Below are 17815 nucleotides of genomic sequence, written 5' to 3' on the forward strand. Positions count from 1 at the left end.
CCCGCTGCCAGCATGCTCAAGGTGCAAGGGGGAGACAACGCGGGAAGGTTGGACTATCTTTGATGCACACGGAGCGCATTGCAGCGCCACGGATGGAGGCCAACACGAGAACTGCAGCTTGATGAGCGCGATCGACAGGATGTGGGACCATTCCACGTTCCCACAGCGAGATTCTCCACAAATCAATCCGACAGGCCAACGACGTCGGCTGGAGCGAGGCGAATCGACATGCAAGCAATATCCGGGCACGCGCGGTAACCGCCGGGGTTGATCTCAAAACTCCTGGGTGCACGCGCTCGATCGCTCGACGTCCTTCCTCTTCAGCGATTGCAGCGCACGCACCGAACGGGGCCGCCAAGACCCCGTTCGGCCGGAGCACGTCCACCACCCACTTGGCACACCATCGCGCATGTGTAGCAACCATTGAAGATTCGCTCTCCAGCCTCTTTGTTCAACCTCACCCATTTGCGAGACCGTATTGCTCGCCAGTCCGTTCTGCGTCGAAGTCTTGAACACGAACCTGCCCTGCGTTCGGAACTGTTCAGTGCCGAGCAGATGGACCTGTATGGAGCTGTACTTGCCCGCCGGCATCGATCGACTGATGTTTCGCGGGACAATTCTCTGCTGGCGCGATTGTCGGATAACGAAGCCATTCTCGGACAGGCCAGCGAGATGCTTGCGCTGGCCTTACGTACTGGCCAACGCATCACGCCGGCCGGCGAGTGGTTGCTCGACAACTACTACCTGATCGAAGAGCAGATCCGCACTGCACAAAGGCATTTACCTAAAGGTTACAGCCGCGAGCTGCCAGGGCTGCTCAACGGGCCGTCTGCAAAGTTGCCCCGGGTCTACGACATTGCGTTGGAAACCATTTCCCACGGTGATGGCCGGGTGGACAGCGAGAGCCTGAGCTGCTTCGTGGCTTCGTACCAGAGGGTGAGCCTCCTCACGCTCGGTGAGCTTTGGGCCATTCCGATCATGCTCCGGTTGGCGCTGATCGAGAATCTGCGCCGCGTCGCGGTGCGCGTCATGACCAACTGGGCCGACCGCAATCTGGCCAGCCAGTGGGCCGACCGGATGACCAAAACCGCTGAAAGCGACCCCAAGAGCGTCGTGCTTGTGGTTGCCGACATGGCGCGGTCGAACCCACCGATGGGGAGCTCGTTTGTCGCCGAATTGACGCGGCGGCTGCAGGGTCAGGGACCGGCTTTGGCGCTGGCCTTGACCTGGATCGAACAACGGCTTTCCGAATCGGGGCATGGCGTCGAACACCTGGTGCAGTTGGAGGCGCAGCAGCAGGCGGCCGATCAAGTATCCATCGGCAACAGCATTGGAAGCCTTCGCGCGCTTTCGGCGATGGACTGGCGCGAATTCGTCGAAGCCATGAGCAGCGTCGAGCACGTCCTGCGCGAGGATCCCGCCGGTGTCTATGCCGCGATGGACTTCGCCACGCGCGATCATTACCGCCACGTGGTGGAGAGTCTGGCGAGGCACAGTACCTTGTCCGAAACCGAGGTGGCGCACGCTGCCATCCAATGCGCCAAGGAAGGCAAGCTGCAAGGGCCCCGTGGGCAGGTTGAAGCCCATGTCGGTTTTTACCTGGTGGACAAGGGCCTTCCGGCACTGAGGCGGCACATCGTCAAACCGTATAAAGCGGCAAGAGCCTTGCAATCATTGATTGACCGGGTGCCGTTGCAGATCTATCTGGGTCTGGTCTTACTGCTCACGGCGTTGCTTGCGCGCCCCTTGCTGCAGGCCATGCAGCTCAGCGCAATACACGGTTGGACATCGTGGCTGATTGCCATTCCTGTCGTGCTCGTGACCAGCCAGCTGGCGATCAGTCTGGTGAATTGGCTCGTCACCATCGTCGTGGCGCCGAACAGGCTGCCGCGCATGGACTATTCCAGCGGCCTGCCCGAAGAGGCTCGCACCCTCGTGGTCATCCCTTCGATGTTTTCAGCGCCGCAGGATGTCGAAGATCTGGCCGATGCCTTGGAAGTGCACTTTCTGGCCAATCGCGAGCCTTACCTGCACTTCGGGCTTTTGACGGATTTTCCAGACGCCCAGGCCGAGACGCTGGAGCTGGATGCGTCGCTGCTTGTGCTTGCTCGACAACGCATCGATGCGCTCAACGCAGCCTATCCCGATGTGGATCCCCACACCGATCGCTTCTTTCTCTTTCACCGCCCACGACGGTGGAATTCCGTGGACAAGCTGTGGATGGGGCACGAGCGCAAGCGCGGCAAGCTTGCCGCACTCAATGCGCTGTTACGCGGCCGATGTCCCGAGCAATTCTCCCTGATCGTTGGCCGCACCGCGGTGTTGAGCGATGTGAAGTACGTCATCACGCTGGATGCCGACACCCAGTTGCCGCGAACCTCGGCACGCCAGTTCATCGGCACCATGGCGCACCTCCTTAACCGCGCCGTTTACGACCCCGTCAAGCGGCGCGTCGTCGCCGGTTATGCCATCCTGCAGCCGCGTGTGGGCATCAGCCTGCCAAGCGCTGCACGCTCGAGCTATGCCAGGCTCTTCGGCAGCGACGCAGGAATCGATCCCTACACGCGCGCGGTCTCGGATGTTTATCAGGATCTGTTCCATGAAGGTTCATTCATCGGCAAGGGCATCTACGACGTCGATGCGTTCGAGAAGGCCATTGATGGCCGCTTCCCCGAGAACAGCATCCTCAGTCACGATCTGGTGGAGGGCTGCTACGCACGATCAGGGCTGATCAGCGATGTTCACCTCTACGAGGAATATCCACCCCGCTACCTCGCCGATGTGAGTCGGCGCCACCGCTGGATTCGTGGAGACTGGCAACTTCTGCCATGGCTGATGCCATGGACGCCTACGCAGGACAAAGGCCGGGAGCGCAATCCCCTGACTGTGCTTTCACGCTGGAAGATTTTCGACAACCTGCGCCGCAGCTTTGTCCCGTCCGCCTTGCTGGCCCTGCTCCTGTTCGGCTGGATCGCGATCGTGCAAGTGGTTGCGTGGACGGTAGCAGTGCTGGCCGTCGTGCTGGTTCCCGCATTGTTGTCCTCGTGGTTGGATATGGTTCATAAGCCGCGCGACGTGCAACTCAAGCAACACTTGCGCGCCGCCTTGCACGCAGCTGGCCAGCATTTCCTGCGGGCGCTGCTTTATCTGGCGTGGCTTCCGCACGAGGCGCTGTACACCCTGGATGCTGTGGCGCGCACGCTGTGGCGATTGGGAATCAGCAGGCGCCAATTGCTGCAGTGGAATCCATCCAGAGATGCCGAGCGCGCCAGCCCCAACGATTTGATCGGCCTGTACAGGTCGATGTGGATCGCGCCCTTTCTCGCGCTGCTCGGCGCGCTTGGGCTGCTATGGGTGCGGCCGTATGCGCTGGCCGTGGCCCTGCCGTTCCTGCTGCTGTGGCTGCTCGCGCCGGCCATCGCCTGGCGCATGAGCAACCCCCCAGTTCTGGCAGCATTTGTCCCGACCCCCGAAATGCTGCAATTTCTGCACAGGCTCGCGCGCAAGACGTGGGCTTTCTTCGAGATTCATGTCAGCTCGCGGGAAAACTGGTTGCCGCCGGACAATATTCAGGAGCAACCGACTGCGGTGACCGCACACCGGACCTCGCCCACCAATATGGGGTTGGCGCTGCTGGCCAATCTCGCGGCCTATGATCTGGGCTATCTGACGGCGGGCCGTTTGGTGGAGCGCACCGGCCACGCCCTGCGGACGATGCAAAGCATGCAGCGGCATCGCGGCCATTTTTACAACTGGTACGACACGTTGACGCTGCAGCCACTGCCGCCGCGATACGTCTCGACCGTGGACAGCGGCAACCTCGCCGGACATTTGTTGACATTGCGCCCTGGCTTGCTCGCGCTTGCAGATGAACCGCTGTTCGACTGGCGCGTGCTCCAGGGTGTGCAAGACACCTTTGCTCTATTGTGCGAAGCGGCTCGCACGGGTTCTTCGGACGCGGGGCCTCTGGAGGGTTTGCGCGACGAACTCACTTCCGCCCTTGCCGCGACGCCGCAGACGATGACGGCGGCCACGGCCTGCATGCAGCGGCTCCTCGACCACGCCGAGTCCATCAATGCAGCCGCGCACCATGCCGAAGGTGCAAGTGAGGCGGAATTCTGGCTGCAGGCGCTGGTCGGTCAATGCCGTGACGCCCATTCCTATCTCGTCCAATTCAACTTCGCGTCCCCAGATCTTGCGCCTGACGGGGCCGATGGAATTCCCACATTGCGCCAGCTGGCGGATCTCGACGTGCGACCTGGGGCTCCCATGGCCCAAGCCACCGCAGCCGCCGCCATGCAACACAAGGCCGCCGTGCTCATCGCAACCATCGACGAGTTTGTGAAACAGGCGGGCGACCTTGCGGTCATGGATTACGACTTTCTCTTCGATGCCCGAAGCGACTTGCTCTCGATCGGCTACAACGTCGAGGAGCGCCGGCTCGACGCAGGGTCCTACGATTTGCTGGCCTCGGAGGCCAGGCTGACCAGTTTCGTGGCGATCGCGCAGGAACGGTTGCCCCAGGAGAGCTGGTTCGCGCTCGGCCGGTTGTTGACCACCGCGGGCGGCGAGCCTGTACTGCTGTCGTGGTCCGGCTCGATGTTCGAGTACCTGATGCCCATGCTGGTGATGCCGTCTTATCAGGGGACACTGCTCGATCAGACGTGCCGTGCAGCGGTGGCCCGGCAGATTGAATACGGCAAGCAACTGGGTTTGGCCTGGGGCGTCTCCGAGTCTGGCTACAACACGCTGGACATTCATTTTAATTATCAGTACCGCGCGTTCGGGGTGCCCGGACTCGGCTTGAAGCGCGGGCTGGGTGATGAAATTGTGATCGCGCCGTACGCGTCTGCGCTCGCGTTGATGGTGGCGCCGGACGCCGCTTGTGCGAATCTCCAGCGCCTCTCCAACCAGGGTCTGGACGGGCGCTTCGGACTGTACGAGGCCGTTGACTACACACCTGCGCGCCTATCGCGCGGGCAGGACTCGGCGGTGATCCGCTCGTTCATGGCGCACCACCAGGGCATGAGCCTTTTGGCGTTGGATTACGTGCTCAGGCAGCGCCCGATGCAAAGGCGTTTCGAGTCCGATGCAAGCTTGCGGGCGACGCTTCTGCTCTTGCAGGAGCGGGTGCCGAAAACTGCTTCGGAGTATCGTCACGCCTCGGCACTCCAGGCGCCGAACGTGCTGTTGCGCACAGCCGGTTCCCGCATGCGTGTCGTGACCGATCCGGACAAGTCGCGACCCGCCGTGCAATTGCTCTCCAATGGACGCTACCACGTCATGGTGAGCAGCGCGGGCGGCGGCTACAGCCGCTTCCGTGACCTGGCCGTCACCCGTTGGCGCGAGGACATCAGCGGCGACAGCTGGGGGGTTTTTTGTTACCTGCGCGATGTGGCCAGCGGCGAATTCTGGTCGAGCGCGCATCAGCCAACGTTGAAAAAGCCAGAGCTTAGCGAGGCGATCCTTTCCGATGCGAGAGTCGAGTTTCGCGTACGCGAGCACGATTTCGACACGCATACCGAAATCGTGGTGTCACCCGAGGACGATATCGAGTTGCGCCGCGTTCGCATCACCAACCGTGCACGCGTGGCACGGACCATCGAAATCACCAGCTATGCGGAGGTTGTTCTGGCTCCGGCGATAGCCGATGCGCTGCATCCTGCGTTCAGCAAACTGTTTGTCCAGAGCGAGCTCGTGCGGGCGCTGCAGGCGATCATCTGCACGCGGCGCCCACGCTCCAGCACCGAGCACATACCGTCGTTGTGTCACTTGTTGGCCGTGCACGATGCCGACATTGACGAGATTTCCTACGAAACCGACCGCGCCCGCTTCATCGGACGCGGCGGCAGCGTGGCCAGTCCGGCCGCGATGGACAGCACCTCGGGGGTGCATCGCCGCCTGAGCGACAGCGAAGGGTCGGTGCTCGACCCGATCGTGGCGATTCGCTGCCGCATCACGCTCCAACCGGAGCAGTCAGCGCTGGTGGATATGGTCACCGGCGTCGGCGACAGCCGCGAGGCCTGCATGCATCTGATCGGGAAATATCGCGACCGCCATCTGGCCGACCGCGTGTTCGATCTGGCCTGGACCCACAGCCAGGTTTTGCTGCGCCAGATCAACGCAGGCCTGGCCGCCGCACAGCTCTATGAGGAAATGGCCGCATCGGTCATCTACGCCAGCGCCGCGCTGCGTGCCGACGCCAGCATTCTGCGTGCCAACCGCCGTGGTCAGTCCGGGTTGTGGGGCCAGGCAATCTCCGGCGATCTGCCGATCGTTTTGCTGCACATCGCCGATCCCGCCAATATCGAACTCGTACGCCAGCTGGTGCAGGCGCATGCGTATTGGCGGCTCAAGGGCCTGGCGGTGGATCTTGTGATCTGGAATGAGGACCGCGCCGGCTACCGGCAGCGGCTGCAGGACTTGATCATGGGGTTGATCGCATCGGGGGTCGAAGCCAGCCTGATCGATCGTCCCGGCGGCATTTTTGTGCGCCAGGCGCAGCAGATTTCCGACGAAGATCGCATTCTGGTGCAATCCGCCGCGCGCATCGTTCTCATGGACGGTAGCGGTGCCCTGTCCGAGCAGATCGGACGTCGCCGCATGCACACCCAGCTGGCACGTTTCGTGGCCACCAGAAGCCGCCTCGCCAAACCCGGCTCCGCAAACCCGCCTCCCGAATCGGCTGGCCTGCCCCTGCAGCTGCGCAACCCCTACGGGGGCTTCAGCGCGGATGGCGCCGAATACGTCATCACCCTTGCACAGGGGCAGATGACACCAGCGCCGTGGGCCAATGTCCTGGCCAATCCACATTTCGGCACGGTTGTGTCCGAAAGCGGCGGCGCCTATACGTGGAGCGAGAACGCGCACGAATTCCGGCTGACGCCCTGGCACAACGACCCGGTCACCGACGCCAGCGGAGAGGCGATCTACCTGCGCGACGAGGAGACCGGCCATTACTGGTCGCCCATGCCACTACCCAGGCGCGGCGAAGGCGTCTATCTCACCCGACACGGTTTCGGCTACAGCGTGTTCGAGCACAGCGAGGACGGCATTCAAACGCAGCTGTGGATCTATGTGGCGTTGGACTCGGCCGTCAAGTTTTCGGTCCTCAAGGTGCGCAACGCATCTCCTCGCATGCGCCGATTGTCCGCGACCGGCTACGTCGAATGGGTGCTTGGCGATCTGCCTGAAAAGTCCGCCATGCACGTGGTGACCATGTCCGATCCGTTGACTGGCGCGATTTTTGCGCGCAATGGCTACAACATGGAGTTCCCGGGAAGGGTGGCATTTTTCGATGTCGACGACCCCGCGCGCAGCGTCAGTGGCGATCGCAGCGAATTTCTAGGCCGCAACGGCAGTCTGCGGGCGCCCGCGGCAATGGCCAACGCCCGGCTTTCAGGCCAGGTTGGCGCAGGCCTGGACCCCTGCGCAGCCATCCAGGTCGTCTTCGACCTCGATGCTGGCAACGAGCACGAAGTCATCTTCCGTCTGGGCACGGCCGGCGACATCAAGGCGGCAAGCGAATTTGTGCAGCGGTGCCGCGGACTCGGCACTGCGGCTGCGACACTCAAAGCCGTGCGCACCCACTGGCACGAGCTCCTGGGCAAAATCCAGGTGCAGACGCCAGATCCGGCCATCAACGTCCTCGTCAACGGCTGGCTGATGTATCAGACCATCGCCAGCCGCTTCACGGCCCGCAGCGGCTATTACCAGTCGGGTGGCGCCATCGGTTTCCGCGATCAGCTGCAGGACGCGATGGCGATGATTCATGCCTCGCCGCAAGCCGTACGCCAGCATCTGCTGTTGTGCGCCGCGCATCAGTTCCCCGAGGGTGACGTGCAGCATTGGTGGCATCCGCCCATGGAGCGCGGCGTGCGCACGCGATGCTCCGACGACTATCTGTGGCTGCCGCTGGCCACCAGCCGATATGTACGCGTCACCGGCGATCGCAGTGTGCTCGACGAGAGCGCCGGTTACCTTGAAGGGCGGCGCGTCGGCTTTGACGAGGAGGCCTACTACGATTTGCCGGTTCGCTCGGAACTGCGTGAGACGCTTTATCAGCACTGCGTGCGCGCAATCGAACACAGCATGCCGCGAGGTTTGCACGGATTGCCGCTGATCGGCAGCGGCGACTGGAATGACGGCATGAACCGGGTTGGCGATCAGGGGCGTGGCGAGAGCGTTTGGCTGGGGTTCTTTCTCCATGACGTGCTGCTGCGCTTTGCCCCGATTGCGCGCTTGCGCGACGACACGGCCTTCGCCGCGCGTTGCGAAGCCGAGGCAGCCACGCTGCGCGCCAGTATCGAGCAGCACGCCTGGGACGGCGCGTGGTACCGGCGCGCGTATTTCGACGACGGCACCCCGCTGGGTTCTGCCGAGAACGACGAATGCCAGATCGACGCGATCGCGCAAAGCTGGTCGGTGCTGTCCGGAGCTGCCAGCGAGGGCCGCCGACGCGCAGCCATGGATGCGCTCGACAAACGGCTGGTGCGCCGCGCCGAGGGGCTGGTGCAGTTGCTGGATCCCCCATTCGACCGTTCCGCCCTCGATCCCGGCTACATCAAGGGCTATGTACCTGGCGTACGCGAGAACGGTGGGCAGTACACGCACGCGGCAGTCTGGGCATCCATGGCGTTTGCCGAACTCGGTGACGGGGCGCGCGCATGGGAACTGCTGCGCATGATCAATCCGGTCCGCCACGGGCAAGGCGCCGCTGACATCGAAGTCTACAAGGTCGAGCCCTATGTGGTGGCCGCCGATGTCTACGCCGTCGCTCCGCACGTGGGTCGCGGCGGCTGGAGTTGGTACACCGGGTCGGCCGGCTGGATGTACCGGCTGATCGTGGAGTCGCTCTTGGGTCTTCACCGGGAGGGTAACAGCCTGCGCATCGCGCCGGTACTGCCGGCTGACTGGCCTTCATTCAAGCTCCACTACCGCCATGGCGACACGAACTACCACATCACGGTGCTGCAGACCAATGATGTCGACGAGAACAACAGCTGCATCATGGACGGCGAGCTGATGGCAAGGTCGAGCATCGGGCTGATCGACGATGGCCTGGAGCATCAGGTCGAGATCCGTCACAGGCCTGGCGCATGACCGCTCCCGCCCCTTACCGCATGGCGTTGTCGCGCGGGTTTCGGGGGTCAGGGACTTCGATTTGCGCCGTTGCGGAGGCCCAGGTTTGGGTCTCGCCGCCACCTTGTTGCAGACGCATGCGCGTCGTTCGCCACCGCAGGTGCAAAACATGAAACTTGCTGGATGAGCGATTCCAAGCGTGCTCGTTGACATCCTCCCCGCCCTTGGCGTTCGCCACCGCTTGCGCGGGAAGGACGGGGATTCCTGCGACGCTACGCATGAGTGACCTCGTGCGCAGTCGCTTCGGTGGGTTCCTGCTTCATCGAGGGGCCCGAATGCGCCACCTCTCCACAGGCTGCAACGCGGTGTCCCCGCGCCAGAATATTCATCGCGCCGACCACATCGGCGTGATGCGCGTAGCCACACGCCACGCACTTGAACTGCGACTGCGTGCGGCGATTCTCAGCCGCCACATGGCCGCAGCATGGGCAGGTGCGGCTCGTGTGGTGCGGCGGCACCGCCACGAGCCATCCGCCGCTCCACTGGAGCTTGTAGTCCAGTTGCCGGCGAAACTCGGCCCAGCCCTGGTCCAGGATCGACCGGTTCAGGCCGCTCTTGGCCCGAACGTTCCTGCCCGGTCGCTCGGCCATGCCCGCAGCGCTGCGCGACATGTTCTTCACCTGCAAGTCCTCGATACACACCATCGCGTGGTTTTGGCTGATGGATGTCGTGGCCTTGTGCAGGGCGTCGCGCCGGGCATTGCCAATTCTCTGGTGGAGTTTTGTGACTTTGGCCTTCGCTTTCGTCCAGTTCTTGCTGAACTTCACCTTGCGGCTCATCGCCCGCTGGTACCGCGCAAGCCGCACCGCGTGCGCCCTGAAACTGTTCAGCGGTGCCAGGAACGTGCCATCGCTGAACGTGGCAAATCGGGCAATGCCCACGTCGATCCCGATGGCGCGGGTGGCGCTCGGGATGGGCTGCTCGACCTCACGCTCGGTCTGGATCGAGATGAACCACGTGCCGCCGCTGCTGGACACCGTGACGTTGCGCACCGCACCGAGCACATCGCGGCTGTTGCGGTAGCGCAGCCACCCCAGCTTGGGCAAGAAGATGCGGCTGTTGGCCGCATCGAGCTTGATCTGTTTCGGATCCGGGTAGCGCAAGCTCGCGCCCTGGCCTTTCCTCTTGAAGTGCGGGAAATCGGCGCGTTTGGCGAAGACGTTGGTGTAGGCGCGGTCCAGATCCTTGAGTGCGTGTTGCAACGGGTGGATCGGCGCATCCTTGAGCCACGGCGTCTCTGCGCCGTTGCGCCAGGCCGTCAGATGCCTGGCCATGTCGACGTAGCGGATGAATCGTCCGCCCGCCTCGTGGTTCGTCTTCTGCAACGCCAGCGCCTTGTTGAACACGAACCGGCACGAACCCGCGAAGCGTCGCATCTGGCGCTGCTGCTGGCCGTTTGGCCGAAGCTCGAACTTGAACGCCTGGAGTCGCTTCATGACTGGGTGAATGTACAGCGCATCGGGCGCCACTTCAAGACCAACAAGGATGCCTGTGGCATCCACGCTGTCCTTCCTCCCCGTGCACGGGGAGGTTTGCCGCGCATCTGATCATGCGTCAGGCGACAGCGCACCGATCCGCAGCACCAGGGTAACGCATGCGCATGGCTGCTTTGCCCCGCGACCCTCGGGCACCGAAAACATCGACACGATTGATCGGGAAGGCTCCAAGGACGCGGCGCATCGGCGGTCCATCCTGCACCGGGCCCGGTCGATCACCAGTCCCGCGATTGAGATCGGGTGAGGCTCAACGTACGGGCGCTGGCGATGCGCACGCTGACCCCCGGTGTTCCGGGATCCGGCCGCACGCGGGGTCGCGCCAATGGGCTGATCGACGGCCGCGCAGGCGCTTTCACGACAAAGCGCCTTGTGCCGCTGCAGTCGGGGACTGGGCGATTGCTTTGCTCAAAACTTGTGCTGCAACATTTTGCCAGGCGTAAGGCTTTGGATTGCATATCGCCGCAAAACCGCGCGACGGCTTCCCGCATCATCCACTCAGCGCATCGGCAGGAACACGGCTTGCGAGCCATGAATACAAGGCCACAAAAATCATGACATCAAACACCACACCGAAGCACAGATACAGCAGGGGCATAAACAGCACCGATAGGTGTTGCAGCACGACGGCATGCAGAACCGCCATGTGCGGCACCATCAGTGCAAAGTAGACCAGTACCCCCGCGGGGTGGAGGAACCGGTGTGCACCGCGAATGGGCAGTATTCCGTAGCCCAACGCGAGCAGCATTGGCACGGCGAGCATGACGCCGTATCCAGCGTTCAAAATGGCCTGTAAATGCCCTGGGATGGTGTAGGTGAACAGGGAGGGTTCGAACGTGAAAAACACGATGGCCGTGGCCTGGACCACGCACAAGGTGCGGATCAGGTATTTCAACGGCGTCATCGCATCGCTCATCCAGAACGTTGCCCCATAAAGGGCGATCACCGCTGCGGCCGTGGCGAGGACGATGCCCCTTGTTGGCATCACGGAGGTCCCGGCCGCTTGGACCCAGAGCAGAAGCCCAGACTCAGCGCGCCCGGCATGCAGTGGGATACCCAGATGCCCACCCCAGAACAAGATCACCTCCCGCCACCCGTGCATCAACGGCTGCTTACCCCACAGTAACAGGGCCGTGAACAGCACGGCCCACGTCAGCGACTGGAGCAAGGCGCCCGAACGTAGCGGAGCGCTGCGCATGGCGCGATGGGCTCCCGGGCCTGGAAAGCTTGACCGAACCTCGTCCAACGCCAACTTTGCGGCCTGCAGTGCATCGGACCTTGCGAGGCTGCGTTCGTGTGACTCCAGGGGTGCGGATTTCATCACAGTTGCCAAAACAGCCCGAGCGTGACGCCCTGCCGGTCGTAGTAGGGGTTTCGGTAGCGTTCCAGCATGGCTGAAACCCCCCAATTCGGGCCGAGCCAGTGGCGCACGGCAAGGCTCGCGTCGGTGCTGTAGAAGTCAACCAGTTGAACTCCAGCGCCGATGGTCTGGTATCCCTCCATGCCCCAGGCGTAGCGCCCGATGATCTGGGTTTTTTTAGCGTACCCCCACGTCGCCGCAACGAACTGCTGGCGCGTATCGACGCTTCCCGGACTGCTGTTGTTGAATCGCACTTCGCCTTGAACAACGAGTGGTTGGCTGAAGTAGTAAATGGCGCCCAGACCAACGCTCCTGTCGGTGTGGCCATCGGGCGCGAGGTAGTAGGACAGCCCAAGCGTGGCAACCAGGTTTTTTTGTGCGAGCAGCTTACGGTTGATAAACGCATCGACGCGATAGCGCGGCAGGTAGAACGCGCCATCACCCGCACCCACGGTCAAACTGGCATACCAATCGGGGTTGAGCGTCAGCGTATCGCCGAACCCGGCATACTTGCCCGGTTGACCGAACCGTCGCATGGCCGCCAACTGGCCCTGGAGCACATTGGCGCCCACTGCATCGGTGCCGAGCACCCCCGTTTCGCTCCACTGACCATATCCGGCTGACAGGCTTTGATAGCTGGCGTAGGTGTCGATCTCGATCGGAGTCGAGGCCGGCGTCGGGGTCGGGGCGACCGGGGCAGCGGCTGGCGCAGCAGCCGGAACAGCGGCTGGCAGCAGGTTGGTTTGAGCCATGCACGGCACGGCGAGGCATGCCAGCAAGCTGCCGACCAGATGAATCACGTTTTTTCTTTGCATCAGGCTTTGCCTAGGTGGTGAGCAGAACTTTGGAAATGCGCTCGGCAGCCTGCCCGTCGCCAAACGGACTGTATGGAAGCTGCATGCGCCGATAAACGACCTCGTCGTTGAGCAGTGTCTCGGCCTCGTCCACAATGCGTTGCGTGTCGGTACCAACCAAACGGGCCCCGCCGGCCTGCACCAATTCCTGGCGCTCGGTGCTGTTGCGAGCGATCAGAACGGGCCTGGCCAAGGCTGACGCCTCTTCCTGGATTCCTCCCGAGTCCGTCAGACTGAAATAGCAGCGCGCCAAGAGTGCAATCATGGACAGGTAGTCGAGCGGCTCGGTCAGGCACAGCCGCGCGCGAGCCTGCGCTGCCAACCCGGTCAAACCCTTTGAGACATCCTCCTGCACGGATGGGTTGGGATGAACCGGCCAGACAACCACCAGCTCGGGGTACGCGTTCAGAAGCCTGACCACAGCGGCGGCGATGTCGCGAATCGGCTGTCCCCAGTTTTCCCGGCGATGTGCGGTGACAAGCATCAACCTGTTCTGGCTGTATTGCGCCAGGAAGCTGCTCAACTGCCCGGGCATGGCCAGCGTCGGATCCAGCAATCCTTGGCTGATGCGTTCGCGCACCCAAAGCGCGGCATCGATCACCGTGTTGCCAACCATGAAAACGCGATCGGGCTCGATCCCTTCCCGGATCAGATTGGCCTGTGCCTGGAGCGTGGGTGCAAAGTGCCAGTGGGCCAGACGGCCGATCAGTTCTCGGTTCTTTTCTTCGGGAAACGGCTCATGCTCGCCCGTGCGCAAACCGGCTTCGATATGCGCCACCGATATGTTGTGGTAGTAGCCGGCCAGCGCCCCCGTAAAGGCGGATGTGGTGTCTCCCTGCACCAGCACCACGTCGGGGTCGGCCTTTTCAACGACTTTGTCGATGCGGTCCAGAAGCGTCGCCGTCAGGTTGCCCAGCAGGGGCGAGCGGCGAGGCAACTCGATTTGATAATCCGGAGGTATTTCGAAAAATCGATACAGAACTTGGGCCACCTCCTCATGTTGCCCCGTGTGCAACAGCTGCACATGGTTCCCCTGTTGACGCAGCAGACGGTACAGAACCGCAATCTTGATGATTTCCGGCCGGGTCCCGATGCAGGCAAGATACGTTGTCATGTACAGTTTTCCTTCGTGTTCGCTGGTACCACGTGGTGCGCGTTGAGGATCTGCACCACGACTTCATCGGTCACGGTCCAGTGCGCGGTATGGCGAAATGGCAAGGTGGTGCGCAACCAGCACTGCGCGGATGCGGTGTCGCCCTGCTTCCAGGCAACCAGCGCCACAAGCCCCCACGCAAAATCCGTGTGGACCTGGCTCAGCCATAGTCCGCGATACTGTTTGATCCATTGCGCATACCAGGCATGGGCACCGCCGGGAATGCCGGGATAGTTTTCCAACAACGGGTAGATTTGAGCGACGGCATCGGGATAGAACGCCGGTTTGACCAGTTCCTGCCCAGGCTGTGTAGAGACCAAAAACCGCTTTGTCTTGCCGTCCCAGAACGCCTTGTCGATGGACGCCGCCAGATTTGGGTGTGCCGCATTCTCAGCAGCCGCACGGTTGGCCTTTCCAGACCAGACTTCGAGGTTGTCCATGAAAAGCCCGTGCTGATAGACCGGCGAGACGAGATAGATCCCCCGCGAAGGATCCACCAGCCTGGACAGAGCAAGCTGGGAGGCTTGCTCGCTATGACGCCAGGCTGGATTGCGTTTCAATTCAGCAGGCATGGTCCTCAAAAACTCGAGCCAAAGCGCAAGCAGCGAATCATCCGCGTCAGCCGTCTTGCAGGGAGCCCACACCGGGCCGTTGCGGCAGAATCGATCGAATGTGGCGTCGGGCTTTTGCCGGGCAAGCAGCCAATCCGCCCATGTCGTGCTGTAGGCAGCAATGCTCAAGCCATTCTGTTTCGCCAGGAGAAGCGCTTGCAAGGCGAAATAAGGGTCGACGGTATCGCCATGAAACTGAATGGAAATGGCGCCTGAATCATCGGCGTAGCCGGACAGATCAAGCGGCACGGCCTCGGCCTTTGCGAGAAACGCCAAAAGCGCCACCCCGGCAAACCGTCGGAGCCACAATCGTGTTCTCATGCCACCCCCCATACGACGCCGGCTTCCCGGGCCCATACGGTGCCATGCGCCACGGCGCCAATCTCGGCAATGATGGTTGGCGCGCTGATCGACGTCAGCGCGTCCTCGTGGCCAACCTGCGTGCCGTGATCAAGCAGAACATCGGTTTCCGAGGTCACCGGGCCATGCGCCGAGGATCCCGCCAAAAAGTGAATCGTGTCCTCGCAAATGACAGCCCCGAGAACCCTGGCGTGGAAACCAAGACGGATGCCCTGACGGGCTTTGATGTCGCCCTCGATGCTTGTGAACGCGCCGATCGTGAGTATTCCCGTCACAATCAGCGACCCGACATAATGACGACTCTCGGGAATCGTGCAGTTGCCGTTCACCCGGTACAAGCGCCCGCCTCGATGCTCCGCCCCCGGCAATTGCGAAAGCTCGCTTGGCCGGCCTGCGCCGGCAACCGGGCGCTCCGATTTGGCTCGGCTTGCACCGAAGTGCACCGCGGGCGCATGCATGCGCTCGAAGCAGCAACCCCTTCCGAGTTCGATGGTGGCATCGGACGAAAGGCGGCGCAGGCCAACGCTGAATCCACCCAAGCGCAGACCCTGGTCTGCATGCGCCCATTCCGTGACCCGGCTTAGAGGGCCGAGCTTGATGCATCCGCTTGACAGGATGGCGGAGAAGGTGGAACCGCCAGCCGCGCGGAAATCCAAAGCGGCATGCACCGGGCGCAGGCATTCCACCGGGGTGGCAAGCACAACGCTTCGGGTTGCGAGCACAGGCTCGTCCGTATGGTTCCAGGCCTGCACGTCGGCAACGTCGAACTTGTGTTGAAGTTGGAGTTCCTTTGATGTGTCAATGGAGGATGCATCCAGGACGCCTCCAACATGCTGCCTGCGCCACGAGTTGGCGAAATGACTTACCTGGTTGCTGTCATGGGCCGGCACCGTGAGGGCGTCTTCGTCGCTGGGGTTGCGCCACTCTTGCCATGCGGGCAGGAATGGGATCGTCAGAAAGGTCATGCTTCCCAGCACGAACACAACCATGAGCGTGAACTCGAGGGGACTCATATCGGACTCGCGCTCCTGTAACGCACGGTTTTGTGCCAGACCAGCTCTCTCTGCAAAAGCCCATCCACAATGAGCTCAGCGGATGCCCAGGTGATCGCGAACAGACTGACGAAAAAGCACAGCAGATTGATGGGGAGAAGGCGCACGCGCCGGCGGTTGCCGTCCAGAAGCACGGCCATCACGATTTCATAAAAGGTTGCGAAATTTCCCAGGGTTCCATAGGCCATCACGGCAAAGACGGGCAGAACGAGAGCGAGCAGGGAGCTGGCGTTCAGGTAGTACAGCGTCAAGGCCAAGCCCCAGCCCAACAACAGCAACGGAGGAACAGCAAAGATCGTCAGCAGCATGAAGCCATCGACTTTTTCCCGGGCCGACAAGAACCGACTGCCCAAGAGGCCGCGCCAGTGGCGAACCAGGACCTGGTTGTGTCCCTTGGCCCAACGGCGAACCTGGCGAATACGCACAGACCATTCCTCCGGCACCTCTTCGAAACACTCGGAGCGGTTGCTGTACACGGTCTTCCAGCCATGGATCAGCAATCGAAAGGTGATGTCGGTATCTTCGGCCAGCGCATCGTCGTTCCATCCTCCCACCGCGTCCACCGCCGAGCGACGAATGCCCCCGACGGTTCCCCCGTATTGCGGCACCAGGCGAAGGTTCATGCGCGCTTGCTGGTCCACTTGATATCCGGCGGATCGCTCCAGATCGAGTAATCGTGTCAGCAGATTGCTCCCGCCATTCACGGGCACCACGCGCCCCATGACGGCGCCGACCTCCGGATCAAAGAAGGGGGAAACCAACTGCCGAAGCAGTCCCTTCCCGGGGATGTAGTCCGCGTCAAAGATCAGCGCAATGTCGCCTTCGGCCAGTGGCAACGCATCCTTGAGTGCGGCCGATTTTCCCGGCTTGCCGGTTAATCGATGGAAGGGATGGATGCGATCCGGAAAGCGTTGTGCGAAGTTGTCAATGATGCTCCGTGTCTGGTCCTGAGAGCGGTCATTGACGGGGACGATCTTGAGCCGATTCTGCGGATAGTCCGAGTTCAGCAGCGCCGTGATGCATCCGGCAATCACCTTTTCCTCGTTATGCGCCGCGATGAAAACGGTCAGCATTGGCCAGTCGGCCGTGTCGATGTCGAGGTAGGGATGACGCTGCTTTCCAAAGAGACGGCTCAACGTGAATGCGATGTGACGTGCGGCGTAGGCCATCATCACCAAGACAATCAGACCGAGCACAAAGGCCAGGCCAGTGACCACAGGGCGTTGGTGCAGCGCTACGGCCAGATTGGGTAAATCCGGTACGAGTGTGGGAAGCTCCACTGTCGCGGCGTGGACTGCGTTGCCCACCAGCAGCGGGGCGGCCGCAAAGGGTTGCGGTGAACGAGCAATTGACTCTCCAGTGTTGGCGTCTCCTGCGGGCTTGAGCCAGCCCGAATGGAAGGATTGCATGTTCACTTGCGGCGGCGTCGCGGTCTGTGCGCTGGCGTACAACTCGCACAGATCGGTCATCACCCAAGCGGGAACATCGGCAGGTTGGACAGCCAGGCTTGCTTGCCAAGCGTTGTGAGGACGGCCATGACGTGCCAGTCCACGGCCGAAGAGCAGGCGGCCTGCCCAACGCCCATCAAGACCGGCGTGCCAGGTCCCGCTGCAGGGCGCCGTCTGATGGCCACCCCGCGGAAAGGGCTTCGATCATCACATCGGCTCCGAACGCCATGCCACGCGTGACAAAGGCGTCCTGGAGCGTCCTGGAGTGGGCCCCCTGCGCGACTGCAAAAAGTGGCCTTGCGGACTCCATGCGGCCTGCCTGTGCCGATGCAGGCCGCATGGA

8 protein-coding genes are annotated in these 17815 nt (G+C 62.3%); 1 reads left to right on the top strand and 7 read right to left on the bottom strand.

All coding sequences use genetic code 11. The annotated features are described in order from the left end of the window. Nucleotides 1-447 precede the first annotated feature (447 nt). Nucleotides 448-9102 carry a glycoside hydrolase family 94 protein gene (locus CD04_RS0106205; RefSeq protein ID WP_038167533.1) on the top strand — a complete coding sequence of 2885 codons (8655 nt, stop codon included), beginning with the start codon at nt 448-450 and terminating at the stop codon, nt 9100-9102. 251 nt (nt 9103-9353) lie between these two features. Here CD04_RS0106205 and CD04_RS0106215 read toward each other — a convergent pair whose 3' ends face one another. The 7 genes from CD04_RS0106215 to CD04_RS0106250 form a co-directional block, all read right to left on the bottom strand. Then, on the bottom strand, nt 9354-10577 hold the full coding sequence (locus CD04_RS0106215) for an RNA-guided endonuclease TnpB family protein (RefSeq protein WP_031405094.1): 1224 nt from the start codon (nt 10575-10577) through the stop codon (nt 9354-9356). A 547-nt stretch (nt 10578-11124) separates the two neighbouring features. Further along, nucleotides 11125-11955 (bottom strand): hypothetical protein, encoded by an 831-nt coding sequence (locus CD04_RS0106225; protein WP_031405097.1) that lies wholly within the window; start codon nt 11953-11955, stop codon nt 11125-11127. Next, nucleotides 11955-12809, bottom strand: a complete 855-nt coding sequence (locus CD04_RS0106230; protein WP_051848982.1) for a YaiO family outer membrane beta-barrel protein — start codon at nt 12807-12809, stop codon at nt 11955-11957. Before CD04_RS0106230 ends, CD04_RS0106225 begins: the two co-directional genes overlap by 1 nt. 10 nt (nt 12810-12819) lie before the next feature. Next, nucleotides 12820-13962: a non-hydrolyzing UDP-N-acetylglucosamine 2-epimerase gene (wecB, locus tag CD04_RS0106235; RefSeq protein WP_031405100.1), complete on the bottom strand. Its 1143-nt coding sequence runs from the start codon at nt 13960-13962 to the stop codon at nt 12820-12822. Continuing rightward, nucleotides 13959-14933, bottom strand: coding sequence for a hypothetical protein (locus tag CD04_RS0106240; protein ID WP_156030128.1), 975 nt, complete (start codon nt 14931-14933; stop codon nt 13959-13961). The genes wecB and CD04_RS0106240 overlap by 4 nt, the downstream gene beginning before the upstream one ends. Continuing rightward, the gene (locus tag CD04_RS0106245) at nt 14930-15985 is read right to left on the bottom strand and encodes a polymer-forming cytoskeletal protein (protein WP_031405103.1); all 1056 of its coding nucleotides are present in this window, start codon (nt 15983-15985) and stop codon (nt 14930-14932) included. The genes CD04_RS0106240 and CD04_RS0106245 overlap by 4 nt, the downstream gene beginning before the upstream one ends. Further along, a complete protein-coding gene (locus CD04_RS0106250) occupies nt 15982-17493 on the bottom strand; it encodes a glycosyltransferase (protein WP_369792778.1) in 1512 nt (503 codons plus the stop codon). Before CD04_RS0106250 ends, CD04_RS0106245 begins: the two co-directional genes overlap by 4 nt. Nucleotides 17494-17815: the final 322 nt, after the last annotated feature.

This window comes from Thiomonas sp. FB-Cd, from assembly GCF_000733775.1.
GTDB lineage: Bacteria > Pseudomonadota > Gammaproteobacteria > Burkholderiales > Burkholderiaceae_C > Thiomonas_A.

Bases quoted from the DNA above. Each gene is read 5' to 3' on its own strand.
- CD04_RS0106215 (WP_031405094.1), bottom strand. From the start codon at position 10,577: ATGAAGCGACTCCAGGCGTTCAAGTTCGAGCTTCGGCCAAACGGCCAG.
- CD04_RS0106225 (WP_031405097.1), bottom strand. From the start codon at position 11,955: ATGAAATCCGCACCCCTGGAGTCACACGAACGCAGCCTCGCAAGGTCC.
- CD04_RS0106230 (WP_051848982.1), bottom strand. From the start codon at position 12,809: ATGCAAAGAAAAAACGTGATTCATCTGGTCGGCAGCTTGCTGGCATGC.
- wecB (WP_031405100.1), bottom strand. From the start codon at position 13,962: ATGACAACGTATCTTGCCTGCATCGGGACCCGGCCGGAAATCATCAAG.
- CD04_RS0106240 (WP_156030128.1), bottom strand. From the start codon at position 14,933: ATGAGAACACGATTGTGGCTCCGACGGTTTGCCGGGGTGGCGCTTTTG.
- CD04_RS0106245 (WP_031405103.1), bottom strand. From the start codon at position 15,985: ATGAGTCCCCTCGAGTTCACGCTCATGGTTGTGTTCGTGCTGGGAAGC.
- CD04_RS0106250 (WP_369792778.1), bottom strand. From the start codon at position 17,493: ATGACCGATCTGTGCGAGTTGTACGCCAGCGCACAGACCGCGACGCCG.